General features: G+C 67.6%; 20 protein-coding genes and 1 tRNA gene. 11 read left to right on the forward strand and 10 right to left on the reverse strand.

All coding sequences use genetic code 11. The features are described from left to right. Nucleotides 1-33 precede the first annotated feature (33 nt). The 7 genes from NBG84_RS17245 to galU all read right to left on the reverse strand — a co-directional run bounded on the left by NBG84_RS17245 (nt 34) and on the right by galU (nt 5,354). Nucleotides 34-107 (reverse strand) — tRNA-Ala (locus NBG84_RS17245). Between the two features lie 80 nt (nt 108-187). Next, nucleotides 188-1,234, reverse strand: coding sequence for a divisome protein SepX/GlpR (sepX, locus tag NBG84_RS17250; protein ID WP_250920357.1), 1,047 nt, complete (start codon nt 1,232-1,234; stop codon nt 188-190). A 143-nt stretch (nt 1,235-1,377) separates the two neighbouring features. Next, nucleotides 1,378-1,980 carry a GNAT family N-acetyltransferase gene (locus tag NBG84_RS17255; RefSeq protein ID WP_250920358.1) on the reverse strand — a complete coding sequence of 201 codons (603 nt, stop codon included), beginning with the start codon at nt 1,978-1,980 and terminating at the stop codon, nt 1,378-1,380. A 14-nt stretch (nt 1,981-1,994) separates the two neighbouring features. Beyond that, complete coding sequence (locus NBG84_RS17260; RefSeq protein WP_250920359.1) at nt 1,995-2,576, reverse strand: MogA/MoaB family molybdenum cofactor biosynthesis protein; 582 nt, start codon at nt 2,574-2,576, stop codon at nt 1,995-1,997. After that, entirely contained in the window at nt 2,573-3,052 is a 480-nt protein-coding gene (gene moaC / locus NBG84_RS17265; protein WP_250920360.1) for a cyclic pyranopterin monophosphate synthase MoaC, read from the reverse strand. Before moaC ends, NBG84_RS17260 begins: the two co-directional genes overlap by 4 nt. A 92-nt stretch (nt 3,053-3,144) precedes the next feature. Further along, nucleotides 3,145-4,446, reverse strand: coding sequence for a molybdotransferase-like divisome protein Glp (glp, locus tag NBG84_RS17270; protein ID WP_250920361.1), 1,302 nt, complete (start codon nt 4,444-4,446; stop codon nt 3,145-3,147). A 5-nt stretch (nt 4,447-4,451) separates the two neighbouring features. Next, on the reverse strand, nt 4,452-5,354 hold the full coding sequence (galU, locus tag NBG84_RS17275) for a UTP--glucose-1-phosphate uridylyltransferase GalU (protein WP_250920362.1): 903 nt from the start codon (nt 5,352-5,354) through the stop codon (nt 4,452-4,454). A gap of 106 nt (nt 5,355-5,460) precedes the next feature. Here galU and NBG84_RS17280 point away from each other — a divergent pair, with 106 nt between their 5' ends. Next, complete coding sequence (locus NBG84_RS17280; RefSeq protein WP_250920363.1) at nt 5,461-6,138, forward strand: 5-formyltetrahydrofolate cyclo-ligase; 678 nt, start codon at nt 5,461-5,463, stop codon at nt 6,136-6,138. Here the strand turns inward: NBG84_RS17280 and NBG84_RS17285 are convergent. Beyond that, nucleotides 6,116-9,112, reverse strand: a complete 2,997-nt coding sequence (locus NBG84_RS17285; protein ID WP_250920364.1) for a penicillin acylase family protein — start codon at nt 9,110-9,112, stop codon at nt 6,116-6,118. The genes NBG84_RS17280 and NBG84_RS17285 overlap by 23 nt on opposite strands. Before the next feature lie 289 nt (nt 9,113-9,401). Here NBG84_RS17285 and NBG84_RS17290 point away from each other — a divergent pair, with 289 nt between their 5' ends. The 6 genes from NBG84_RS17290 (at nt 9,402) to mscL (ending at nt 16,053) form a co-directional block, all read left to right on the forward strand. Further along, the gene (locus tag NBG84_RS17290; RefSeq protein ID WP_250920365.1) at nt 9,402-10,841 is read left to right on the forward strand and encodes a potassium/proton antiporter; all 1,440 of its coding nucleotides are present in this window, start codon (nt 9,402-9,404) and stop codon (nt 10,839-10,841) included. A gap of 622 nt (nt 10,842-11,463) precedes the next feature. Then, nucleotides 11,464-12,762, forward strand: coding sequence for an MFS transporter (locus tag NBG84_RS17295; protein WP_250920366.1), 1,299 nt, complete (start codon nt 11,464-11,466; stop codon nt 12,760-12,762). A 69-nt stretch (nt 12,763-12,831) separates the two neighbouring features. Then, on the forward strand, nt 12,832-13,185 hold the full coding sequence (locus tag NBG84_RS17300; RefSeq protein WP_250920367.1) for an FmdB family zinc ribbon protein: 354 nt from the start codon (nt 12,832-12,834) through the stop codon (nt 13,183-13,185). A 197-nt stretch (nt 13,186-13,382) separates the two neighbouring features. Further along, the gene (locus NBG84_RS17305) at nt 13,383-14,222 is read left to right on the forward strand and encodes an S-methyl-5'-thioadenosine phosphorylase (protein ID WP_250920368.1); all 840 of its coding nucleotides are present in this window, start codon (nt 13,383-13,385) and stop codon (nt 14,220-14,222) included. Between the two features lie 850 nt (nt 14,223-15,072). Next, nucleotides 15,073-15,354 (forward strand): hypothetical protein, encoded by a 282-nt coding sequence (locus tag NBG84_RS17310; protein ID WP_250920369.1) that lies wholly within the window; start codon nt 15,073-15,075, stop codon nt 15,352-15,354. Between the two features lie 180 nt (nt 15,355-15,534). Next, complete coding sequence (gene mscL, locus NBG84_RS17315) at nt 15,535-16,053, forward strand: large conductance mechanosensitive channel protein MscL (RefSeq protein ID WP_250920370.1); 519 nt, start codon at nt 15,535-15,537, stop codon at nt 16,051-16,053. Nucleotides 16,054-16,075: 22 nt separating this feature from the next. On the opposite strand, the gene NBG84_RS17320 is transcribed toward mscL, so the two are convergent. Next, a complete protein-coding gene (locus NBG84_RS17320; RefSeq protein ID WP_250920371.1) occupies nt 16,076-16,282 on the reverse strand; it encodes a hypothetical protein in 207 nt (68 codons plus the stop codon). A gap of 951 nt (nt 16,283-17,233) precedes the next feature. On the opposite strand from NBG84_RS17320, the gene NBG84_RS17325 reads away from it, so the two are divergent. The 3 genes from NBG84_RS17325 (at nt 17,234) to NBG84_RS17335 (ending at nt 20,509) form a co-directional block, all read left to right on the forward strand. Then, nucleotides 17,234-18,385, forward strand: coding sequence for a low temperature requirement protein A (locus NBG84_RS17325; protein ID WP_250920381.1), 1,152 nt, complete (start codon nt 17,234-17,236; stop codon nt 18,383-18,385). 5 nt (nt 18,386-18,390) lie between these two features. Next, a complete protein-coding gene (locus NBG84_RS17330) occupies nt 18,391-19,464 on the forward strand; it encodes a P1 family peptidase (RefSeq protein WP_250920372.1) in 1,074 nt (357 codons plus the stop codon). A gap of 142 nt (nt 19,465-19,606) precedes the next feature. Next, a complete protein-coding gene (locus NBG84_RS17335) occupies nt 19,607-20,509 on the forward strand; it encodes a DUF6227 family protein (RefSeq protein ID WP_250920373.1) in 903 nt (300 codons plus the stop codon). A 352-nt stretch (nt 20,510-20,861) separates the two neighbouring features. Here NBG84_RS17335 and NBG84_RS17340 read toward each other — a convergent pair whose 3' ends face one another. Beyond that, nucleotides 20,862-22,451, reverse strand: coding sequence for an MFS transporter (locus tag NBG84_RS17340; RefSeq protein WP_250920374.1), 1,590 nt, complete (start codon nt 22,449-22,451; stop codon nt 20,862-20,864). A gap of 62 nt (nt 22,452-22,513) precedes the next feature. Here NBG84_RS17340 and NBG84_RS17345 point away from each other — a divergent pair, with 62 nt between their 5' ends. After that, nucleotides 22,514-23,470, forward strand: coding sequence for a helix-turn-helix transcriptional regulator (locus tag NBG84_RS17345; protein WP_250920375.1), 957 nt, complete (start codon nt 22,514-22,516; stop codon nt 23,468-23,470). Nucleotides 23,471-23,722 lie beyond the last annotated feature (252 nt).

The following is a 23,722-nucleotide window of genomic DNA, read 5'->3' on the forward strand; positions in this document are numbered from 1 at the left end:
CCGGATCTCTCCGACAGGGGCTCTGAGCTGCGGTGGACCTGTGGGGATTTGAACCCCAGACCCCCTCGATGCGAACGAGGTGCGCTACCAGACTGCGCCACAGGCCCTTGCAACGAAGGAAACTCTAGCATCCCGATCAGCGTGCTTGGAAATCCGTTCCCGCGCTGGTCACGACGGCCGGTCCGGGTCACTCATTGGCCGCGCGGGGGCGGTCGTCGTCCGCGTACTGGTCGAAGAGGGGGGTGCGGCCGCGGTCGCGGGTGGTGCGGCGGGGGGCGGGGGTGGTGCGGGCTGCGGGGTCGTCCGGAGCAGGGGTTGGGTCGGCGGTGGAGGAGCGGGCCGAGCTCCAGGTCTCCGGGTCGCTCAGGTCGACTCCGGAGGTTGCCCGCGGGGCCACGGGTGCCGTCACATAGGTCGGCAGGGGAACCGGGACCGGGTCCCAGCTGTCGCCCGTCGCCGGGCCGCGATCGCGCTGCTGGTCGACCCATTCCGCATGGTCCGTCTGCTCCACCAGCGCACGACGACCGGCCTCCTGGGGGGAGACCGGTGCGGGCTCGGGGCGAGGGGCGGGTTGCTCGTCCTGGCGAGGTGGGGGCGGTGAGGGTTGCTGACGGCGGGGGCGGTTCTCCCGCAGCCGCTGCGCCGCCACTTCGGCCTGGCGGCGGTCCATCACCACCATGAAACGCCGTCGCTCCTGAGCGCGCAGATACATGATGTACACACTCAGCAGCACCGCCGGCAGAGCCGGAGCCCAGAGCAGGCCGAGTCCGCCTACCGCGGCGACGACCGCCCCCACGGTGAAGCCGATGAAGAGCATCACCGTGGTGCGCCGCCGACGGGCCAGAACCTTGCTGCGGCGGGCGCGCTCGGTGGCCGCGCGGTTGGGGCGCGGGCGGCGGGGCTGGGCCGGGGCCGGGGTGGCGGTGGCTGCCGGGGTGGGAACCCTGACCTCCGTGCGGGGCGCGGCAAAAGCCCGGACGTCCACGGAACTCAAAGGGTCCGTGGCTGCATCCGGGTCGACGTCGGAATCGGGCGGCGCCTCGGTGCGCTCCCGTAGCTCCTTGGCGTACCGGCGCTCCATCGCACCGCGTCCGGACAGCAGCCGGATGGCGGTGGAGAAGCGTTCCGTCGGACGAGCTTCGTTCAACTCGTCCTGCCTGCGGAGCCACATCGGCACCAGGTAGGCGGCCCAGGCCCCGACGATGACTGCGTAGATGAGGCCGCTGCTGCTCACGGTCACACCGTAGAGGGATTCTTGCAAGGGCATCCGCCAATTGGCCCGGTGTGTCGCCCGATCCCGCTGATATCACGGACTTTTTTGCGAATGTTCAGATCACAACATGGTCACTCCGGAAACTAATCGAATATACATTCTATTTATCGGGGTGTTCCTGGTCTCGCCCGCTGCCACCGGCGCAGCAACCCGTCGGGGATCTCCTCGGCGGTGAGTGCGAAGACCAAATGATCTCGCCATGCCCCGTCGATATGGAGATAGCGGGGGCGCAGTCCCTCTTCACGGAATCCGAGTTTCTCCACGACGCGGCGGCTCGGGCCGTTCTCGGGGCGGATGCAGACTTCCATCCGGTGCAGTCCGATACCGCGGAAGCAGTGGTCGACGGCGAGCGCGACCGCGGTCGGCATCACCCCGCGGCCCGCCACATCGCGATCCACCCAGTAGCCCACATGGCCGGAGCACATCGAGCCCCAGGTGATCCCGGCGACGGTCAACTGGCCTACCAGTCGTCCCCGGTACTCGATGACGAAGGGCAGCATGCGGCCCGCGTTCGCCTCGGCGCGCAGATGGCGGACCATCTGGCGGTAGGTGGGGCGTTGGGCGGTCGGAGCGCCGGGGACGGGGGGCGGGATGGTCGCCTCCCATGGGCGCAGCCAGTCGCGGTTGCGGCGGTTCACCTCGCGCCAGCTGCGCTGGTCGCGCAGTTTTATCGGACGCAGGACCACATCGCCGGACGCCAGTACCACCGGCCAGGACGCGTTCAGCTCGGGCTCCCGGCGGCTCTGGGGTGGTCGCCGCCGTGGATCTGGTCCACGGCGTGCGACAGCAGCCGCTCCAGTACGGCCAGGCCATCGCGTACGCCACCGGTCGAGCCGGGGAGATTGACGACCAGGGTGCGGCCCGCGACTCCGGCGAGGCCTCGGGAGAGGGCCGCGGTGGGCACTTTGGCCAGGCCGTGGGCGCGGATGGCCTCGGGGATTCCGGGGATCTCGTAGTCGAGGACGGTGCGGGTGGCCTCGGGGGTGCGGTCGGTGGGTGAGATGCCGGTGCCCCCGGTGGTGAGGATGACGTCGTATCCCTGCGCCACCCCGGAGCGCAGGGCCCGCCCGACAGGGTCTCCGTCGGGCACGATCCGGGGTCCGTCCACGGTGAAGCCGAGCGCGGTGAGTCCTTGGGCGAGGATCGGGCCCGTGGTGTCCTCGTAGACGCCTTCGGCGGCCCGGTTGGAGGCGGTGATCACCAGCGCTCGGCGGGAGGTGTCAGGCGCGCTGCCGGGTGTGGGGGTGGCGGCCGGGCCGTGGCTGTGGCTGTGTACCTCGCCGGCGCGCGGCGGGCGGCTCATGTCCTGCTCCAGTCTCCGGACTTGCCGCCCGTCTTCTCCTCCACCCGCACATCGGTGATCACGGCCGCCTTGTCGACGGCCTTCACCATGTCCACGACGGTGAGGGCGGCCACCGAGACGGCGGTCAGCGCCTCCATCTCGACGCCCGTGCGGTCGGTGGTCCTGACGGTGGCGGTGATCTCCACGGCGTCATCGGCGACCGAGAGTTCGACCTTGACTCCGGATACGGCCAGCGGATGACAGAGCGGAATCAGATCGGGGGTGCGTTTGGCGCCCATGATGCCGGCGATACGGGCGGTGGCCAGCGCATCGCCCTTGGGAACACCTTCGCCCCGCAGCAACTCCACGACGCGTGGCGACACCAGCACCCTGCCGCTCGCGCGTGCGGTACGCGCGGTGATCTCCTTCGCGGAGACATCGACCATCCGGGCCGCACCCGCCTCGTCGATGTGTGTGAGCCTGCCTTGGCTACTCATGTCGGTGCTGTCGCTCCCGGTCGGGGTCATCGGGGCCAGAAGGGGCCGCTCAGGCCCATGTGCGCAGACACGGTACTCCCCCAAGGCGAGAGTCAGCTGAGCAGGACCACCTCCACCTCCGTGCCGGGCTCGGCCGTGGTCTGGGCCTCTGCCAGCACGATCAGGCAGTCGGCGTGGGCGAGGGCGGCGACCAGATGGGAGCCGGAACCGCCCACCGGGGTGACGGCGCCCTCGACCGGGTCGTACGCACCGCGGAGGAACTGCCGGCGACCGGACGGGGAGCTCAGCGCCCTCTCGGCCCGGAGGGTGGCGCGCACCCGTGGCCGATGGAGGTCTTCGAGGCCCATCAAGGCACGGATCGCGGGCCGTACGAACAGCTCGAAAGAGACATAGGACGAGACGGGGTTGCCCGGAAGCGCAAGCAGCGGGGTGTGCTCGGGGCCGATGGTGCCGAACCCCTGCGGCTTGCCCGGCTGCATCGCGAGCGTACGGAAGTCGATGCCGCTGCCCGGCTCGTCGGCATCGCCTACGGAGGCGAGGGCCTCCTTGACCACGTCATACGCGCCGACGCTGACACCGCCCGTGGTGACCAGCAGATCCGCGCGGATCAGTTGGTCCTCGATGGTGGAGCGCAACTCGTCGGCGTCGTCGGTGACCGCGCCGACGCGGTAGGAGAGCGCGCCCGCGTCCCGGGCGGCGGCAGCCAGCGAGTAGCTGTTGGAGTCGTAGATCTGACCCTCGCTCAGGCTCTCTCCCGGCTGCACCAACTCGCTCCCGGTGGAGAGCACCACCACCCGCGGTCGCGGCCGCACCCGTACGGTGCCACGGCCGATCGCGGCCAACAGCCCGATCTGCGGGGGGCCCAGGACCGTGCCCCGGGCGAGGGCGAGATCACCGGCCCGGACATCGCTGCCGCGGATACGGATGTGGGCTCCGGCGGTGACCGACCGGTGGATGCGCACCTCGCCGCCGGCCCCTTCGGGTGAGCTGCCGGCCGGAAGCATGGTGGTGGCCGCCCCCTGGCCGGTGCCGCCGTCGGTCCACTCCACCGGGATCACCGCCTCGGCGCCGGCTGGCAGGGGCGCCCCGGTCATGATCCGAGCGGCTTGACCGGGGCCCACCTCCAGAAGCGCTCCGCCGCCGGCCGCCACATCGCCGATGACGGTGAGAACGGCGGGAAACTCCTCGGTGGCCTGCTCGACATCGGCCGTGCGCACCGCATAGCCGTCCATCGAGCTGTTGTCGAAGGGGGGCAGCGCCACGGGGACGGTGATGTCCTCCACGAGGACGCATCCCTGAGCCTCCAACAGATGCAGCTCGATCGGTTCGAGCGGGCGGATCGCCGCGAGGACGTCCTCCAGGTGGTCGTCCACCGACCAGATCGTGCTGCTCACTGTTGTTACATCTCCTCGGTCACATAGCTGCGCAACCAACTCCGGAACTCGGGTCCCAGGTCTTCACGTTCGCATGCGAGTCTGACAATCGCTCGCAGATAGTCGCCGCGGTCCCCGGTGTCGTAACGCCTTCCGGTGAAGATGACACCGTGCACCGGCCCTCCGACCGTCTCGTCCGCGGCCAGCTTTTCCAGCGCGTCGGTGAGCTGGATCTCGTTGCTGCGACCTGGCTGGGTCTCACGGAGTATGGCGAAGATGGCGGGGGTGAGAACGTAGCGCCCGATGATGGCCAAGCTGCTGGGGGCCTCGGACGGTTCGGGCTTCTCGACCAGTTCGGTCACCCTGACGACGTCCGGCTCGGCGGTGGCTTCCACGCCGGCGCAGCCGTAGAGGTGGATCTGCTCCGGGTCGACCTCCATCAGGGCGATGACGCTGCCTCCCTCGCGCTCCTGAATCTCGACCATGCGGGAGAGCAGGGGGTCGCGGGGGTCGATCAGGTCATCGCCGAGGAGAACGGCGAACGGCTGGTCACCGACGTGCGGAGCGGCGCAGAGGACCGCGTGCCCAAGGCCGCGCGGGTCACCCTGGCGCACATAGTGCATGGTGGCGAGGTCGCTGGACTCCTGAACCTTCTTGAGGCGGTTCTCGTCACCCTTGCGGGTGAGCGCCTCCTCCAGTTCGTAGTTGCGGTCGAAGTGGTCCTCCAGGGGACGCTTGTTTCGGCCGGTGACCATGAGTACGTCGGAGAGTCCGGCTGCGACCGCTTCTTCGACGACGTACTGAATCGCGGGCTTGTCGACCACAGGCAGCATCTCTTTGGGAGTGGCCTTGGTTGCGGGAAGAAAGCGCGTGCCGAGACCGGCGGCTGGGATGACCGCCTTGCTGATCCTGGGGTTCGACTGAGTCATGTTTGGCACACTATCTGGTGAGTCTGGGCACAAGATAAGGCTTTGCTTAACTTCCATACGATAAAGGGCCGAAAGGCGAGTTTGCGGGGGTCTGATGGGTAGCGGAATGTCCGAGAACGATAAGAAGGCGGAGATCGATCCGCAGTCGACGGCTGTCACCTGGCCGACGGCTACCAAGGCGACGACGAAGAAGGCGCTGCGGGGCGAACTCCTCGCGGCCCGTGCCGCGCTGTCCCCTGACGACGTCCGGGCCGCGGCGGAGCCGCTGGCCCGGCAGGCGCTGCGACTGCCCGAGCTGGCCGGGGCGGCCACGGTCGCCGCCTATGTCTCCATCGGGCGGGAACCAGGCACCCGGGTTCTGCTCGACTCGCTGCGCGAGCGGAACGTACGCGTTCTGCTGCCGGTCCTGATGGCCGACAACGATCTGGAGTGGGGGGAGTACGAAGGCGCCGATGCGCTGGTGCGCGCCGGGCGCGGACTGCTGGAACCCGCCGGACCCGGGCTCGGCGCAGACGCCGTACTGGAGGCCGATGCCGTACTCCTTCCCGGGCTGGCGGTAGACGCACACGGTATGCGACTGGGCCGCGGGGGCGGCTCGTACGACCGGGTGCTCGCTCGACTCGGTGCGGCCGGTGCCCGCCCTGCGTTGGTGGTGTTGCTCTACACGCACGAGGTGGTCGGGCAGGTTCCCACGGAACCGCACGACCACCGCGTGGACGCCGCCGTCACGCCGACCGGAGTACGGCGCTTCGAGGAATCGGTCAGGGACCGGCCTTGGGGGTGAGGGTGAGGGTGTCGACGGTGTTCTTCTCCACCGCGTCCGCGTTGAAGGACCAGTCGAGCAGTTCGCCGTTGGCCCACTTGTCGGTCTGATCGGTGTAGTGCGCGCTGTAGGCGTGACCGGAAGCGCCGGAGAGATTGATCCAGCGGGACTTGTCCCAGTCGCCGACGTTGACGACCATCCGCATCGACGGCACCCAGACGACCTCATAGCCCGCCGCCGCGTTCCAGCCGGTGGCGTTGACGGTCGCCTCACCACCGCCCAGGTTCCACGGGCCGCGGTTGAGCAGGTACTGGAGGAAGCCGGGGCCCTCCGTACCCAAGGTCTGGTTCTTCAGCGTCAGCTGGTGCAGCCGGCCCCAGCTCCAGCTGGAGATGTCCTTGCCCAACTCGGCGGTGAGCTCCCAGCGGGCGTCCTCCATCGCACGGGCGAACAGCTCGTCACGGGTGTCCGTGGCCTTGTCGTTACGGCTCGCGGGCGAGCGCCACCAGTCGTTCTTCTCGTCCTTGACGAGTTTGCGCACTATCTCGATCCAACGGTCGCCACCGTCCGGCTGCGCCGAGTCGGCATCGCGCTGGCCGCACTCGATGACCCGCTCCAACTCGTCCAGCGGGACGGTGCTGTCCGCCGGACGGACGCTGAGGCAGTCGCCCTCGACCCGCATCTCCTTGGGCAGTTTGTTGCCGAAGGCGAGCTTGAGGATATGGCGCCACACCGCGTTGAAGTAGGCGGCGGCGGCGGAGTCCGGCTCCTGGTTGTTGTTCCAGGTCTCCAGCAGCTTCTGCGCCTCACGCACATAGGGATCGGAAATGTCGATCTTCAGCAGCAGGGGCTTGAGGATCTCGGCGATCTCACTGGTGTTGTCCATCTGCATGGTGCGCATGTCTTCGGTCGAGATCTTGCCGTTGTCCTGGATCTTCGACTCGATCAGATCGTTGATCCGCTGGCTCCGGGCACCGTGGCCGTAGTCCTTGGTCAGCAGATGCGGGTACTTCTTCGGATCGATGACCGCCTGGTTGGCGGTGACGATGTAGCCGCGCTCGGGGTTCTCCTCGTACGGCATCTCGTCGAAGGGGACGAAGTCCTTCTTCCACTTGTAGTCGGGGTCCCAACCGGGCGCGGGGACCGAGCCGTCGCCCTTGCCGCGGACCGGGATCTTCCCCGGGGCCTGGTAGCCGATGTTGCCCTTGCTGTCCGCGTAGATCATGTTCTGCGAGGGCACTTCGAACTTCTTGGCGGCGTCGCGGAAGCTCCTGAAGTCGGTCGCCCGGTTCAGCTCGAAGACCGCGTCCATCGACTTACCCGGGTCCAGCGCGGTCCACCGCAGCGCCACCCCGTATCCGGTGGCGCGGTCCGGGGCGTTGTTGGCGACCGGGGCCTTCTGGCCGACCTTCTCCAACTCGGTGCTGCGGTCGGACACCAGTGGACCGTTACCGGTCTCACGGACGGTGATGGTCTTGCTCTCGCCACCGGCGACCTTGATCACTTCCTTGCGGGTGACCAGGTCCTTCTGCTCGCCACCGACCTGGTAGGTGCTCCCGGTCAGCTTCTCCAGATACAGGTCGGTGACATCGGCGCCGAGGTTGGTGAAGCCCCAGGCGATGTCCTTGTTGTGCCCGATGATCACACCCGGCATTCCGGAGAACGTGTAGCCGGAGGTCTGGGAGCTGCAGGAGGCCGAGACCTTACGGCAGTGCAGACCCATCTGGTACCAGAGCGAGGGTAGCTGGGGTGCGAGGTGCGGGTCGTTGGCCAGCAGGGGCTTGCCCGTCGTCGTGTGCGTACCGGAGACGACCCAGGAGTTGGAGCCGATGCCACTGCCGCTGGGACCGAGCAGGGCGGGGATCGCGTCAAGGGTCTCCGAGAGCGCGGAGAGCTGGGAGGACAGACCGTTGGTCGCCCCTTCGGCATCGGCGGGGGCACCGTCCTCGCCCTCGGCCGGAGTGCCTCCGGTGTCCTGGCTGAGCGTGCCCTCGGCATTGCCCGAACCGTCGGTGCTGCCTGGCCCCTCGGAACCGCCCGAACCTCCAGTGCTGCCCGAACCCTCGGTGCTGCCGTCTGGAGTGCTGCCGCTGTCACCCGTCCCGTCTCCGGAGCTGTTGCCGTCTCCAGAGCCGTTGCTGTTGCTGTTGCCGTTGCTGTTTCCGTTGCTGTTGCTGTTGCTGTTGCCGTTCTCGCTCTGGCCGCCGAGCTCGCCCGACGGCTTTGCCTTCGGGTCGAACTTCTCGGTGACCGGATCGATCCCACCGGTCTCCATGATCGGCTTGTTCTCGATGCGATATGGCGGATACAGATCCTTGATCTGCTTCTTGTCCAGCCGGCTCGTCAGCAGCGAACGGTCGATCTCCTCCTGCATATTGCCGCGCAGGTCCCATGCCATGGCCTTGAGCCAGGCGACGGAGTCCACCGGAGTCCAGGGCTCCGGCTTGTAGTCATTGGTGAGGGCGAGCGCCGCGTACTCAAAGGAGAGTTCCTTGCCCGCCTTGCCCTGGAGATAGGCGTTCACACCGTCCGCGTACGACTGGAGGAACTTCTTTGTCTTGGCCGAGAGCTTGGTGTCGAACTCCTGTTGCGCCACCTTGCGCCAGCCCAGCGTGCGCAGGAAGGAATCCGTTTCCACCTGCCCGGACCCGAACATCTCGGAGAGACGTCCCGCCGTCATATGACGGCGTACGTCCATCTCCCAGAAGCGGTCCTGGGCATGGACAAAGCCCTGGGCGCGGTAGAGGTCCTCATCACTGTCCGCGTAGATCTGCGGAATGCCGTAGTCGTCTCGCTTGACCTCGACCTGGCCGAGCAGGCCCGGGATCTCGATCGTGCCGGTCGTCTGGGGGAAGGAAGCGCGAACCGCGCTCACACCCCAATACCCGCCATACCCGATCCCGCCCAGCAACGCCAGCACCAAGAGGATCACGAGCAGGCGGGCGCGTCGCCCCTTCTTCTTCTTGGGGGAAGAGGCGGTTGTGTTGGCGGGCATCGCTGTCCTTCGAGGCGCAGGCTGGTCCAGGGGTGCTGGGAGCAACCATAGGCGCAGCACCGCGGCGCCCCTGACGCGGTATCCGAAATGTAGACCCCCTGACTGGGTGTTTGCCGTGGCTACAGCGTTGTTGGCCGCGATGATCCACGCGTCAAGGAAACGTTAAAGATTAGGTAAGGTAACGAAGTGTCGCCGCCCGGAGTAACGATCCGGCATGTAGAGGCGCGAGGGGAAGGATCGGCCACTGACTGTCCACGATCTCAATGAACTCCTGCTCGTCTGCTCGCTCGTGCTGCTCATCGCCGTAGCGGCAGTGCGGATCTCGTCACGCAGCGGACTCCCAAGCCTGCTGCTGTATCTCGGGATCGGCATCGCCATAGGGCAGGACGGCTTCTTTGACGTCAAGTTCAACAACGCCGAACTCACGCAGGTCATCGGCTATGCGGCGCTTGTGGTCATCCTCGCCGAAGGTGGTCTGGGGACCAAGTGGCAGGAGGTCAGACCCGCGCTGCCCATAGCGGTCGCGCTGTCGACCGTCGGTGTCGCGGTGAGCGTGGGCATCACGGCCACGGCCGCGCACTATCTGGTCGGTCTGGACTGGCGCCAGGCTCTGATCATCGGCGCGGTGGTGTCATCGACGGATGCGGCCGCGGTCTTCTCCGTACTGCGCAAAGTGCCCCTGCCATCGCGGATCACCGGTGTGCTGGAGGCCGAATCGGGCTTCAATGACGCCCCTGTGGTGATCTTGGTGGTGGCCTTCTCCGCCGCGGGCCCGGTGGATGACTGGTACGTACTGGTCGGCACGATCGCCCTGGAGTTGGCGATCGGCGCGAGCATCGGCCTCGCGGCCGGCTTCCTCGGTGCCTTCGCGCTCCGGCATGTGGCACTGCCGGCCTCGGGCCTCTATCCGATCGCCGTGATGGCGATCGCGGTGGTCGCCTACGCGGCGGGAGCCATGGCGCACGGCAGCGGGTTCCTCGCCGTCTATCTGGCCGCGATGGTCCTCGGCAACTCCAAGCTTCCGCACGCCCCGGCCAACCGAGGCTTCGCGGAAGGGCTTGGCTGGCTGGCACAGATCGGGATGTTCGTCCTGCTCGGTCTGCTGGTGACCCCGCATGAACTGGTCGATGACTTCTGGCCCGCGGTGACCGTGGGGCTGGTGCTGACGGTGGTGGCGCGCCCGCTCTCCGTCTTCTTCAGCCTGCTGCCGTTCCGCTTGCCACGTCGTGAACAGATCCTGCTGTCCTGGGCCGGGCTGCGTGGCGCGGTGCCCATCATTCTCGCCACCATCCCCATGGTGAGCGGAGTGGCCGGCTCCACCCGGATCTTCAACATCGTCTTTGTGCTGGTCGTCGTCTACACGCTGGTCCAGGGACCGACGCTGCCCTGGCTCGCCAGGGCGCTGCGGATCGGCCCTGGCGCGCCTTCCGACCTGGGTGTCGAATCGGCGCCGCTGGAGCGGCTGCGTGGGCATCTGCTCTCGGTGGCGATTCCGGACGAGTCTCGGATGCATGGTGTCGAGGTCGCGGAACTGCGGCTTCCGGCCGGGGCGGCGGTCACTCTGGTCGTCCGTGAGGACGAGAGCTTCGTACCGATGCCGACGACCGTGCTGCGGCGCGGGGACGAGCTGCTCGTGGTGGCGACGGACCCGGTGCGAGACGCGACGGAACGACGTCTACGGGCGGTGGGGCAGGGCGGCAAGCTGGCGGGGTGGCTGGGGACGGGGTAGCGGTGCGCTGGGGCTTTGGCGACAGCCCAGAACCGGGCCCGGCTTCAGGCCCGGCTGGGCTGGCCAGACGCCGTCCTGCACTGCCACTCAGGACCGCGGGCTTACGGACCTACGGGCTTACGGATCTTGGGCGGCACGGGGTTCGGGGACCGCGCGTTCGGGCTGAGGCCTTGGCAGTCGGTCAGCAGCCGGTCAGAGGTCATCAGGTGCGGGGCCTGCGACCTCTGGGCCGGTCCCCGAGGTCGCGCTCCCCTGGTCCTGGTTCACCTGGTCTTGGTCCTAGCCGTCTGGTCCTGGGGCGTTCTGGTCCTGGGGCGTTCTGGCCGCTCCCCGTGGCTGCGGGCCCTGCGGCTCCCCGTGGGGGTTCTCGCTGCTCACAGCCCCGCTCGTCGACACCAACAAGAAATCGACATCTTCCACCGCCCCTGTACGATGAGTGCACATCTGATCGACCACCTCTGCCTGACGCAGAGCTGGCGCGACCGTATGGCGGCCGAGAAGCCCTCCGCAGTTCGCAGTGGGGACCCGGTATCTACCGCAGCCCCGCGCGCAAAGAGGACAGCTCTCGGTCGCTCCCGTAACGCCATGGGAGCGCCCACCAGGCGGCAGAAAGGCACGGACCGTGGCATCCACGGTCACCACCAGCAAGCGGCCGGGCTACGGACAGCTGCTGCGCACCCCCGGAGCCTGGACCTTCCTGCTTCCTGGATTCGCGGCACGACAGCCCTTCGCCATGCTGACCATCGGCATTGTGCTGCTGGTCCAACACACCACCGGCTCCTACGGCAGCGCGGGTGCGGTCGCGGCCGTCACCGGTGTTTCGATGGCCCTCTTCGCACCGCAGAGCGGCAAACTCGCGGACCGTTTTGGACAGCGTGCGGTACTGCTGCCGGGCGTTCTGGTGCACACCGCGTCCGTTTCCGTCCTCACGGCACTGGCCCTCGCCGACGCCCCCCTGTGGGTGCTGTTCGCCGCCGCGGTGCCGGCGGGTGCCTCCGTACCGCAGGTCGGCCCCATGGTGCGTGCCCGCTGGGCCGCGAAACTGGACGGGTCGCCGCTCATGAAGACGGCAGCGGCCTTTGAGTCAGTGACCGACGAATTCACCTTCGTCGTTGGCCCGGTGCTCGCGACCGCCCTGTGTACCGGGGTCCACCCGGCCGCCGGGCTGATCGCCGAGGCAACGTTGACGCTGGTCGGCGGCCTGTTCTTCGCAGCTCAGAAGCGTACGCAGCCGGCCGTAGGACATCTCAGCGGCGACTTGGGCGGCCAGCGCAGAGTCTCCGCCATCTCCCTTCCGGGCGTACGCGTCCTGGTGGTGGCCTTCCTCGGCATCGGCTCGGTCTTCGGCGGAATGCAGGTCTCGCTGACCGCGTTCACCGAGGAAATCGGCAATCCGGGTGCCAATGGAGTGCTGTACGGGATCTTCGCAGCGGGCAACATGCTGGCGGGCATCGTCTGCGGTGCGGTCGCTTGGAAGAGCGGCCCACGGCGACAGATGGTGATCGGATATGTCGGTCTCACGCTCGCCGCCTCAGCGCTCTGGGCAGTGGACTCACCGGCCCTGCTCGCAGTGCTAGGGCTGCTGGTGGGTCTGTGCATCGCCCCCGCTCTGATCAGCGGCTACACCCTGGTCGAACCGCTGGTACCCGCTACGGCACGGACCGAGGCGTTCACCTGGCTGACCGGCGCGGTGGCACTCGGGCAGGCAGCGGCGGTCACCACGGCCGGTCAGCTGGCCGATGCCCACGGCTCGGCTGCCGGCTTCGCAGTGCCGCTGGTGGGCACCGCACTCGCGCTGATCACCCTTCTCGCCCTAGGGTCGCGACTGACTCCGGCAAGTGCCGGCGCCACCGGCGCTGGACTCATAGCCGCTCGTGGGGCGAGTGGGAAGGATCACCGCGCGCGAGTGACGGTGGACTGATTCAACGGAATACGTCACTATGGACCGTCGTTTAGCACTCATTGAGTGAGAGTGCCAGGAGGAAGACCAGTGCCGACCTACCAGTACCAGTGCACCGAATGCGGCGAGGGCCTTGAGGCGGTGCAGAAGTTCACCGATGACGCCCTGACCGTGTGCCCGAGCTGTGATGGACGCCTCAAGAAGGTGTTCTCGGCGGTCGGCATCGTCTTCAAGGGCTCCGGCTTCTACCGCAATGACAGCCGTGGCTCGTCGTCGAGCAGCTCGCCAGCTGCCGGCGGGGCTTCGGGTTCGGGGAAGACGTCCGATGCGAAGTCATCGGACTCGAAGGCCTCGGAGACCAAGGCGGGCGCATCGTCTTCATCGTCGTCGACCAGTTCGTCGGCGTCTTCGTCTTCGTCGTCCTCATCTACGTCCGCGGCTTAGCCAGAGGTCGTCTACATCCGCGGCTTAGCCAGAGGTCAGAGTCAGGCATCGGTGGAAAGCGACCACTGCCTGTCCTCTTCTTCCCTGTCTGTCTCGCGACCGTCTGTGTCTTACGCGAAGGGCCCCGCTGACTTTCAGCGGGGCCCTTCGCGCATCGGCGTATCGGGTGCCGCCGGAGCGTCGATAGTGTGACCGGCATGGCGAACACGAACGCGGAGATCGGCGTGATCGGCGGATCCGGCCTCTACTCCTTCCTGGAGGACGTGACCGAGATCCAGGTGGACACCCCCTACGGCAGCCCCAGCGACTCCCTCTTCCTGGGCGAGGTGGCAGGGCGAAGAGTCGCCTTCCTCCCCCGGCACGGCCGGGAACACCACCTCCCACCGCACCGCATCAACTACCGCGCCAATCTGTGGGCCCTTCGCTCGGTGGGCGTGCGACAGGTACTGGCACCCTGCGCGGTGGGCGGACTACGGCCCGAGTACGGACCCGGGACACTGCTCGTGCCTGACCAACTGGTGGACCGTACGAAGTCACGTGTGGAGACGTACTTCGATGGCGTTCCACGGCCGGACGGAGCTGTTCCGAATGTGGTGCACACCACCTTCGCCGACCCTTACTGCCCAGCCGGACGCGCTGTTGCCCTGAAATCAGCCCGCGCGCGGGACTGGGAGGCAGTGGACGGCGGAACGCTGGTGGTCATAGAGGGCCCACGATTCTCCACCCGGGCCGAGTCCCGATGGTTCTCGTCGGAGGGCTGGTCCGTGGTGGGTATGACCGGGCATCCGGAAGCGGTACTCGCCCGGGAACTCGCCCTCTGTTACACCGCACTGGCACTCGTCACCGACTTGGACGCCGGTACGGAGACGGGCGAAGGCGTCTCCCACACGGAGGTGATGCGGGTGTTCGGCGAGAAGGTGGGGCACTTGCGTGAGGTGCTCTTCGACGCGGTGGGGGCGCTTCCGGAGAACGACGAACGGAGCTGTCTGTGCGTGGATGCGCACGCGGGGTGGAAGCTGGGGTTCGAGCTGCCCTGATGCCCCATGCCGCATGCCGCATGCCCCATGTCTGATGTCTGATGTCTGAGTCTGATGTCCCACCGCTGTGGTCCCGCTGATGTTGAGCCCGGTGAGGGGCAGGTTCGCTTCCGGTGGAGCGGAATCCCGTGGGTCAGATTCCGGTGGAGCGGACTCCGGTGGGCCGGGAGCTGGTGGGCCGGGAGCTGGTGGGCCGGGAGCTGAAGCTGTTGAGGGGCATGGGTCTCACTGGGAGCGGAAGCCCTCTCCAGCGGGGGTCTCCCGGCTGCGTCGCCCATGAGTCACCGGGGCGCTTTACGGTGTTTTGAGGGGCCCTGGCGTATCTCTGGCCAGGGCCCCGACCGTTGCCGGGCAGGGTTTGGCATGGGGCCTTCACCCTCGCGGGCGAGGGGCTTCTCCACAACCGGGTGACTGTCCACAGGCCACGGCGGGATCGTGACGAAGGGTGGATCGTGAGGGGCGAATGGTCCTGGGTGACCGGGTCAGCTCCCTCAACGACGGGCGGTACGCAGTCATGATCTCCTCCTCACCCCTCCTTCCGGAGCCTCCTTACTCGACTCCAGACCCCACTCCACAGCCCACTCCAAGAAGGGCTGCGGATTCCATGTCGGTGCTTGCCGTCTCAGCCGTCCCTGGGACACGGCAGGTTCCCCACTTCGCTCCGCTTCGGGTGACCGGTCGAGCACACCGGCTGCGGCGGACCTTGGGGCGACGGCGACGGCATGGACTGACAGCCGGTCTGGCTTTGGTGGCGGCAGCCATCGCGGCTACCAGCGCCCGTGGAGACGACGGCGGCGCGAGAAGCACCGCCGCTTCTCCACCGCGCCAAAAGCCCCGTGCCGCCGTTGAGATGGTCTCCGCTCCCATCCGTATCGCCGATGGGGAGACCGTTCGATTGCTCCGGCCAGGAGACCGGGTCGATGTGATCGCGGCGCCGGCTTCCACAACACCGGGGGGCGCGCTGCCCGACGCCACGGTGGTGGCCGCAGGCGCCCGGGTAACCGAGGTGCCCAAGGCAGTCGATGGGGCTCACGAGGGCGGGGCGCTGGTGGTGGTGTCGGTTCCCCGAACCATCGCCGCTGAACTGGCCGGCGCCAGCGCGACCTCCAGGCTGGCGGTGACCGTGTGCTGAGCGCGGCTCTCGCTCCCACCCCGGCGCCGCGGCCAAGTCGTACTGGAGTGTCCTCGGGTCGTACTGGAGTACCGACAATTCACCTCCCCCTACACCTGAAGTGGACAGGGCGACTCTGCGTTGGTTTAGGTTGCGGGGGGTTTGACCCCGTTCCCTGCACATGCGAAGAAAGGCTCAGTGGTGAGCGAGCAGAAGGTCAGCGTCCTGGATGGCTTCAAAGCCTTCCTGATGCGCGGCAATGTGATCGATCTGGCTGTCGCCGTGGTGATCGGCGCAGCATTCACCCAGATCGTGAACGCCGTGGTGAAGGGCGTTATCAACCCCTTGGTGGGCGCGTTGGGCACCAAGGATCTGGACTCCTACAGCTCCTGCATCAAGGGCACCTGCAAGGTGGTGAACGGCCAGGTCGACGGCATCCAGATTCTCTGGGGTTCCGTCCTCGGCGCGACCTTGAGCTTCCTGATCACCGCGGCTGTCGTCTACTTCCTGATGGTGCTTCCCATGGCGAAGTACCTGGCGCGGAAGGCCGCGCGCGACGCTGCGAAGGAAGGCACGAAGGAGGTCATCGAGCTGTCCGAGCTGGAGGTCCTGAAGGAGATCCGCGACACCCTCGTCGCTCAGTCCGGGCGTGGCTCCGCGTCTGGCACAACCGGCTCCGGTACGGGAACGGACCCGGGTACGGGAACGAGCCGGCCCTAGCGAACGGGAGAGCCGCCGAGGTTCACAGGTGGTGGGGCGGCTTCTCATCGAGGAAGCGCGATAGGTCATCGGTGCTGTCGCCCCTGGAGGAAGGCCGCTCACCCCACCCTCGGTCCGTATCGTCCGAGGATTGCTGGTCCAGCGGATCGTCGAAGTCGATCCTCGGCTGGGGAGAATCCTTCCGAGGGGGCTTCGCGTCTCGCGATCCGGGGGCGGGGGCGGTACTCATAACTCCAGGGTACGGCGACGATCGCCGCGCCCGCCAAGATCGCTCCAAGCCCGGGCTCGCGGAGTCGGAAGCGTCCAGCGGCAAGCACTCGAAATCGCCGCCGCCACCGTCGCGGTGCACTGGACGAATGCCCCGGCTCTTGCACACCCCCAGCGCTCGGCCCCGGACCGGTCTGCCCAGCCCGCGGATCTCCATGGCCGCTTGTGGGACGGAGCTGGGGACAGCGCTCCAGGGCAGGCCGGGGCGATGGCGTATCAGCCACGGCGGTGGACCGCCTGGCCGACAGGGAGGAGCCGAGGACGTTCCGTTCGCTCCCGGGGTCCGTTCCAGTGGGGTTTCGTTCCGGTGGGGGTTTCGTCTCGGTGGGGGGTCGTTCCGGTCGTGCGATCACCGTCTTCAAGCGGCCCATGACGAGATCCAGCGGCCCGATGCCCAGGAGGCTCGCCATAAGGAGGCTGGGCATCGGTCATCCCGTTATGTGACGGATAGTCAGCTCTCGGGCCGATGGCTTAGCCCACTCGGCCGGATCCAACGCAACCGGACGGTGGCAGTGGGTGTGCGCGTCTCAGGGTCCGGAGCAATTGCTCTGCTGTTCTGGCCCCATGACGCCTCCAGCCGCCTGGCACTCGGACATCTCGCACATCCCCCGCGACCCGCACACCGCGGGCGCCCTGGGTGCGCCCGGGTCGGCGGCGGATCCCATGAAAGACACCGCGGGCGCCAGCACCACCGGGGGCACAAGAGCAGGCGCCAGCACCGCCGGCGATACACGCAACACCAGCAGAGGCAACGAGCCCCACCCGTCTGGCACGGACCGCCCGCCCACGGAAGCAGCTGAACGATCGAGCAGGGCCGGCCGGACCAGTGGGACCGGCGATACCCGTGCCAGCTGAGACGCACGGCACCGATGCCCTGGATGAGACGGGCGAGGAGTTCGCGCCACTGCGTCCGATGGCGCCGCGCCGACGCGACGAACCGCATCGCTCAGCCACCCCGCTGGAACTCTTCTTCGACCTCTGTTTTGTCGTAGCCGTCGCCCAGGCGGGTCTCCAACTGGTCCACTCCCTCGCCGAAGGTCACCCCGGCACCGGCGTTGTCGGCTATGCCTTTGTTTTCGCGGGCGTTTGGTGGGCCTGGATGAACTTCACCTGGTTCGCCTCCGCTTATGACTGCGACGACGTTCCCTACCGGATCGCCACCCTCATCCAGATCGCTGGCGTCCTCGTCTACGCGGCGGGGGTTCCCCGCGCCTTCAACGACAACGACTGGACGATCGCAGTCGGCGGCTATCTGATCATGCGGCTGGCGCTGATGACCCAGTGGCTACGCGCGGCTGGCGCAGAGCGAGGCCAGGCGCGGGCGACGGCACTCACCTACGCCGTGGGCATCGCCATCTGCCAGGCCGCCTGGGTCGGTCTGCTCCTCGCGCCGCAAGCGGCTCGGCACTGGCTGTTCCTCCCGGTGCTCGCGGCCGAACTCCTCGTCCCGCTCATCGCCGAACGGCATCAGGAGACCCCTTGGCACGCTCATCACATCGTGGAGCGCTACGGTCTGTTCACCCTGATCGTCCTGGGCGAGACGATGGCCGCAAGCACCGTCGCCGTGCAGTCGGCGCTGGATGAGCACAAGGCCGTCGCCGAGCTCCTGCCCATCGCGGCCGGTGGACTACTGATCATCTTCTCCGCATGGTGGATCTACTTCGACGTCCCGGCGCATGAGCGGTTGATCTCCAACCGACAGGCCCTTCCCTGGGGCTACGGCCATGTGTTGATCTTCGGTTCGGCGGCAGCGATCGGAGCGGGATTGGAGGTGGCGATCGAACACGCGGTGGGCGTGGCACATATTTCGGAACTCGCGGCGGGAGCCGCTGTCACCATCCCGGCCGCTGTCTTCCTGCTGACCGTCTGGCTGCTCCACGCGCGCCATTTCAAGCGCGGTATCGGGGAACAGCTGCTCCTGCCCCTGGCTGCCCTCGCGGTCCTCGGGGTCACCTCTGCCGGCGGCTGGGCGGTCCTGGCGGCCGGTGTGGTGATGGCGGCGACAGTCGCGGTGGGCGTCACGATCACCTACCGCTCTCGTACCCCGTACCCGCGTGATACGTAAGGCCCATGAGCGATACGACCAGGAATGATGCCCTCACCGATGTGGCGGGCCTGCGCGTGGGCCATGCGCGGGTGCCCGGCGCTCTGGCACTCAGCGGGACCACCGTGGTGCTCGCCGCTGAGGGGGGCGCGATCGCCGCCGTCGACGTACGCGGCGGAGGCCCGGGAACCCGCGAGACCGACGCTCTCGACCCGCGCAATCTGGTCCAGCGAATTGAGGCCGTGGTGCTCACCGGCGGCAGCGCCTACGGCCTGGACGCGGCATCCGGCGTGATGGCCTGGCTGGAGGAGCAGGGACGAGGTGTTCCGGTGGGCGGACCCGGTCAGGTCGTGCCCGTGGTGCCCGCGGCCTGTGTCTTCGATCTGGGCCGTGGTGGCGACTGGCGGGCGCGGCCTGACGCGTCCACCGGCCGGGCGGCGGTGGTGAACGCCGCGAATTCAGCCGTCGGCGCACCGGTGGCGATGGGCGGCGTCGGGGCGGGCACGGGGGCGGTGGCGGGTGGCCTCAAGGGCGGAATCGGTACGGCGAGCATGCTGGTGGACGCTCCGGCGGTCGGCGGGCGCAGGATCACCGTGGCCGCGCTGGTGGTGGTGAACGCCGTGGGATCAGTGATCGACCCGCTGACGGGGGTGCTCTACGGCCAGCACTTCACCGGCGCGGACGGGACTGGTGAGCCGGTGAAGCGCCCCTCCCCCGGCGTACACGCGACGGCGCTGCGCCGGCTGGAAGAGGCTCAGGCGGCCAGCGGTCCCGCACCGCTGAACACGACGCTCGCGGTGGTCGCCACGGATGCCGTCATCACCCGTGCTCAGGCGCAAAAGCTTGCAGGTACGGCGCACGACGGTATTGCGCGCGCCGTCCGTCCGGTGCATCTTCTGAGCGATGGGGACACGGTCTTCGCGCTCGCCACCGAGGAGGTACCGCTACCGCAGGAAAACCCTCTCGCTTTCAACAACGTGCTGGCTGCGGGCGCGGACGTCGTGACAGAAGCGATCGTGAAGGCCATTCTGGCAGCAGACGGGGTGACAGCCGCAGGTGGGACCTTCCCCTCGTACCGGGAGCTTTACGACATCAACTGATCTACGCACTATGCCGGTTGGTTCGGTACTGGGAACTTCCCAAAGAGTTTCTTCGTTTTTCCGAACGCCGGACGCACTGTCAGAACCAGGGGCTACTTTTAGCAATCAACGAGTTACTTGTGGCGACGGCCAGGAGACCCCATTGAACGATCCGTATGAGACAACCGAGTCGCACATCACGCGACTCCTGGGTCGGGCACTCAACTCCTTCGAACTGCCCGATGCCACAGTCGAGAGGCTCGACTCGGCTCTGGCACACGCAAGCTCGCTCCACTCATCGCACCACAGCGGCACGCTTGACCGGGCGACCTACCGTCACGCCTATCTCCTCAGTGACGGCAGTGACCTCGTCCTCTGGGAGCTGGTTCACAGCTCTGGTCCCGCGGGCACCGAGCAGCACGAGTTGTACGAGGACGAGGCCGAGGTGAGACTCGCGGCATCCCGACTGCCCGCGGGCTTCCCGGGTTTCGCCACCCCCAGTGGCGCCACCGAGTCCTTGAGTCCCCTGATGGAGCCCGAACAGGAGGGAGCGGCGTCCTATCCGGCCGGACCGGGCGTCTGGGAGGCGACAGGCATCGGGGAAGCCATCGCTGACGCCACCCATTTCGGTGGTCCGGTCACCACCGGCGGGGACTGGCTCGACCATGTCGGTATCGACGCAGATTTCGCCCTGCTAGCCCGACTGATGGCCACTCCCGCCGCCCCCCTTCCCAGAATGTATGTCCCAGACAATTCGGCGGACCACGCGCGCCGTGTGCTGCGGCGCGCGGAGAACGCCGACCGACCGGGAGAGGAGACAGCCCGGGTGCTGCGGGCCTCCTTCGCGCACCACATCACCCAAGTCTTCGGACAGCAGTGCCTGGTGGCGGGCAAGGACGCCGGATTCACCCTGTACGAGCACGCGTTCCTGTTGCTCGACGGCACCGAGTTGAGCCTGTGGGAGGTGGAGCACACCATCACCCCGGACGGCCGCCATATGTGCGAGGTGTACGGCTCCGAGCTCAGTGCCCGCGAGGCAATGGAACACCGGTCCCGAGTGCGCTGACCGTCCATCCGGGTGTGCCGCTCCGCACGGCCGTCACCCCCGAGGACACCAGAACATCTCGGTAACCCCCCACGCTCAACCTTTCACGCCCAAAATCAGCTTTGCCGCTCCGATGGCCCTGCGGTCAACGGAACGCCAACACCGCCCAGTCTTCTGACATCCAGGCCCGCCGCGTTCGTTGTGCCAACGACCTGCCGTCCAGGCGACTGCCGGTTAGCAGGCCTGCCTGCCTTCGGCCGCGTTCCTGCCGCCGCTCTTGTTCCAGCGAGAAAGACCCGACCAGGGCCAAGCCCCAAGTCGAGCCTCTGGAGCACTCGTTCACGCTGTACTCAGCACCGCCTTCACGGATTGCTCAGCGCGTCAGCACAGGCTCCTTCTTCGAATCGGCTCCGCCCTGCCCATCAGGGTCCGCCAGGGCTTCAGCGCCCTGGGCGCCCACCCCGGCCGCGCCACCGTCGCCGTCCGCGCCTTCATCGTCCGGCGCGCCTTCCAGATGCTGTTTGGGCCGCGCGGGCAGCGCGAACATCACCACGAAGATCAGGGCCAGCACGGCTACCACCCACCACAGTGACTGCTGGAACGCCTCACCGAACGCCTTCCCGACAGCCCCCGGAGCCATCTCGCTCTCATCGATGGAACCGAAGAAGACCACCGACACCAGAGCCAGGCCAAGCGCATTGCCCATCTGCTGGGTCGTACTGATCAGACCGGACGCAGAGCCCGCATGCCCGCGAGGCACATCAGAGAGCACGGCGTCCGTCAGCGGAGCCACAATCAGGCCCATCCCCAAGCCCATCACCACCAGCGGAGCCACCATCTGCCAGGAAGTGATTCCCATGCCGTACCGATCGGCCTCCCAGATGTAGATCAGCATCCCAGCGGCCATCGTCAACGCTCCGGCCTGGAGCACCTTGCGGCCAAACCGCGGCACGAGCTTCTGGACCGACAGTCCGGCTGCCAACGACACAGCGAGGGAGAAGGGAACCCCGGTCGACCCAGCCCTCAGCGGGCTCCAGCCCAACCCGATCTGCATATAGAGCGTCCAGACCAGGAAGAAGATCCCGCAAACGACGCCGAAGACAAGCTGTACGGCGATACCGGCGGCGAAGCTCTTCACCCGGAACAGGGAAAGCTCGATCAGGGGCGACCCGTCCTTGCGTGCCTTGTACCGCTCGAACGCCAGCAGAGCGGTGAAGACAAGGACACTGCCCGCCATGCACAGATGCCCCCACAGCGGCCAGCCCAGCTCCCGCCCACGGGTCAACGGATAGACGAGCATCAGCAAAGCGACCGTGACCAGGGCGACTCCGACCAGGTCCAGACGGAGAGCCTTCGGGGCGCGCGACTCGGTGATGAACCTTCGCCCCAAGATCAGCCCCGCGATACCCACCGGCAGATTGATCAGGAAGATCGGTCGCCATTCGAGGCCAAAGAGGTTCCACTGGGTCAAGAGCGCCCCGAACAGCGGCCCGGAGACTGCGCCGAGCCCCACAATCGCGCCAAACAACCCAAAGACCTTGCCGCGCTCATGTGCGGGGAAGGTGGCATGCACGATCGCCAGCACCTGCGGAACCATCAGCGCCGCGGTCATCCCCTGAAGCAGACGCGACGCGACCAACATCTCGGCGCTCACCGCGAATCCGCAGAGCGCGGACGCGAGCGTAAAGCCGGTGATGCCGATGAGAAAGATCCGTTTGCGGCCGTAGATGTCGCCGAGCCGTCCGCCGGTGATCAGACCCGCGGCAAACGCCAACGCGTATCCCGCGGTGATCCACTGGATAGCTCCGAACGAAGCGCCGAGACCCCTCTCGATGCTCGGGATCGCGATGTTGACGATGGTGACGTCGACCAGATCCATGAAGGCGGCGGTCATGACGATGGCGAGCGCGATCCAGCGACGGCGGTCTGATGCCGCATCGGGTGCGGCGGGCTGAGAACTCATGAGAAGAAACTAGGGCCGATATAGGCCAGATTACGTCCTAGTGAGCGGGCATCCTGGGGCTCATGACCGACACCCCGGCACGGCTGCTGACTCTGCTCTCCCTCCTTCAGACCCCCCGCGAATGGCCGGGCAGCGAGCTTGCCCAGCGCCTCGAAGTGAGTCCGCGCACGATCCGCCGCGATATCGACCGGCTCAGGGAGCTTGGGTATCCCGTCGAAGCGACCAAGGGCGCGGTCGGCGGATACCGGCTGGTGGCGGGGAGCGCAATGCCTCCGCTACTCCTCGACGACGAGGAGGCCGTCGCCATCGCCGTAGGGCTGCGGGCAGGCGCGGGCCATGCCATCGAAGGGATCGACGAGGCCTCGGTACGCGCACTGGCGAAACTGGAGCAGGTCCTACCGGCACGGCTACGACATCGGGTAACGGCACTTCAATCAGCCACAGTCGCCCTGACCCGAGGAGATGGGGCAACCATCGACCCTCGAACGCTGACCGTGATCGCGGGCGCGGCAAGTGGTCAGGAGCGACTGCGCTTCGAGTACCAAGCCAAGGACGGGACGGAGACCAAACGCCTCGTCGAGCCCTACCGCCTGGTGTCAACCGGCCGCCGCTGGTACCTGGTCGCCTACGACCTCGATCGGGACGACTGGCGAACCTTCCGGGTGGACCGCGTATCCGAACCTCTGGCTACGGGGGCACGCTTCACGGCACGAGAGCTGCCGGGAGGCGGAGCGGAGGAACTCCTGGGGCACTCCATGTCACCCCAGCCGGAGCATGAGGTGGATGTGGAGTTCCAGGTCTCAGCGGGGGAAGCGACGGCGAAGCTCGCCAATGCGCTGGGGGTGCCGGTCGCGACCGGCGAGACGAGTTGCCGGGTACGCGGGCGGTCGACGGAACCGGTGGAGTGGCTGGCGGTGCGTCTGGCGATGGTGGGGGGCGAGTTTAGGGTGCATGGGCCTTCGCACCTGGTGTCGTATGTGGCGGAGTTGGGGGAGAGGTTGGGGCGGGCATCGGGGTGAGGTCCCCTCTTGGGGCGCACCGTGTCCAGGGGCTCACGCCCGGGGCCCCGGGGGTTCAGGGGCTCACGCCTGGGGCCCCGGGCGCCCGGCCTGGGCGCCCCTGCACCGGTTGTCCTCACCCGGGGTGAAGGGTTCCGTCCTCAAACGCCGGACGGGCTGAGGCGGGTCCCCGGCGGGGGCCTGGGCTGAGGTTCCCCCGGGATGCGGGGGGTGGTGATAGCAGGTCAGATGGGTTTTATGAGAGGAACCCAG

The organism is Streptomyces albipurpureus (assembly GCF_023701525.1).
In the GTDB taxonomy this organism is placed as follows: Bacteria; Actinomycetota; Actinomycetes; order Streptomycetales; family Streptomycetaceae; genus Streptomyces; species Streptomyces albipurpureus.

Excerpts from the sequence above, each read along its gene's own strand:
- NBG84_RS17345 (WP_250920375.1), top strand. The coding sequence starts at position 22,514 with ATGACCGACACCCCGGCACGGCTGCTGACTCTGCTCTCCCTCCTTCAG.
- NBG84_RS17310 (WP_250920369.1), top strand. The coding sequence starts at position 15,073 with ATGGTCTCCGCTCCCATCCGTATCGCCGATGGGGAGACCGTTCGATTG.
- NBG84_RS17340 (WP_250920374.1), bottom strand. The coding sequence starts at position 22,451 with ATGAGTTCTCAGCCCGCCGCACCCGATGCGGCATCAGACCGCCGTCGC.
- NBG84_RS17260 (WP_250920359.1), bottom strand. The coding sequence starts at position 2,576 with ATGAGCCGCCCGCCGCGCGCCGGCGAGGTACACAGCCACAGCCACGGC.
- galU (WP_250920362.1), bottom strand. The coding sequence starts at position 5,354 with ATGACTCAGTCGAACCCCAGGATCAGCAAGGCGGTCATCCCAGCCGCC.
- NBG84_RS17285 (WP_250920364.1), bottom strand. The coding sequence starts at position 9,112 with ATGCCCGCCAACACAACCGCCTCTTCCCCCAAGAAGAAGAAGGGGCGA.
- moaC (WP_250920360.1), bottom strand. The coding sequence starts at position 3,052 with ATGAGTAGCCAAGGCAGGCTCACACACATCGACGAGGCGGGTGCGGCC.
- NBG84_RS17330 (WP_250920372.1), top strand. The coding sequence starts at position 18,391 with ATGAGCGATACGACCAGGAATGATGCCCTCACCGATGTGGCGGGCCTG.
- NBG84_RS17280 (WP_250920363.1), top strand. The coding sequence starts at position 5,461 with ATGTCCGAGAACGATAAGAAGGCGGAGATCGATCCGCAGTCGACGGCT.
- NBG84_RS17320 (WP_250920371.1), bottom strand. The coding sequence starts at position 16,282 with ATGAGTACCGCCCCCGCCCCCGGATCGCGAGACGCGAAGCCCCCTCGG.
- NBG84_RS17305 (WP_250920368.1), top strand. The coding sequence starts at position 13,383 with ATGGCGAACACGAACGCGGAGATCGGCGTGATCGGCGGATCCGGCCTC.
- NBG84_RS17325 (WP_250920381.1), top strand. The coding sequence starts at position 17,234 with ATGGCGCCGCGCCGACGCGACGAACCGCATCGCTCAGCCACCCCGCTG.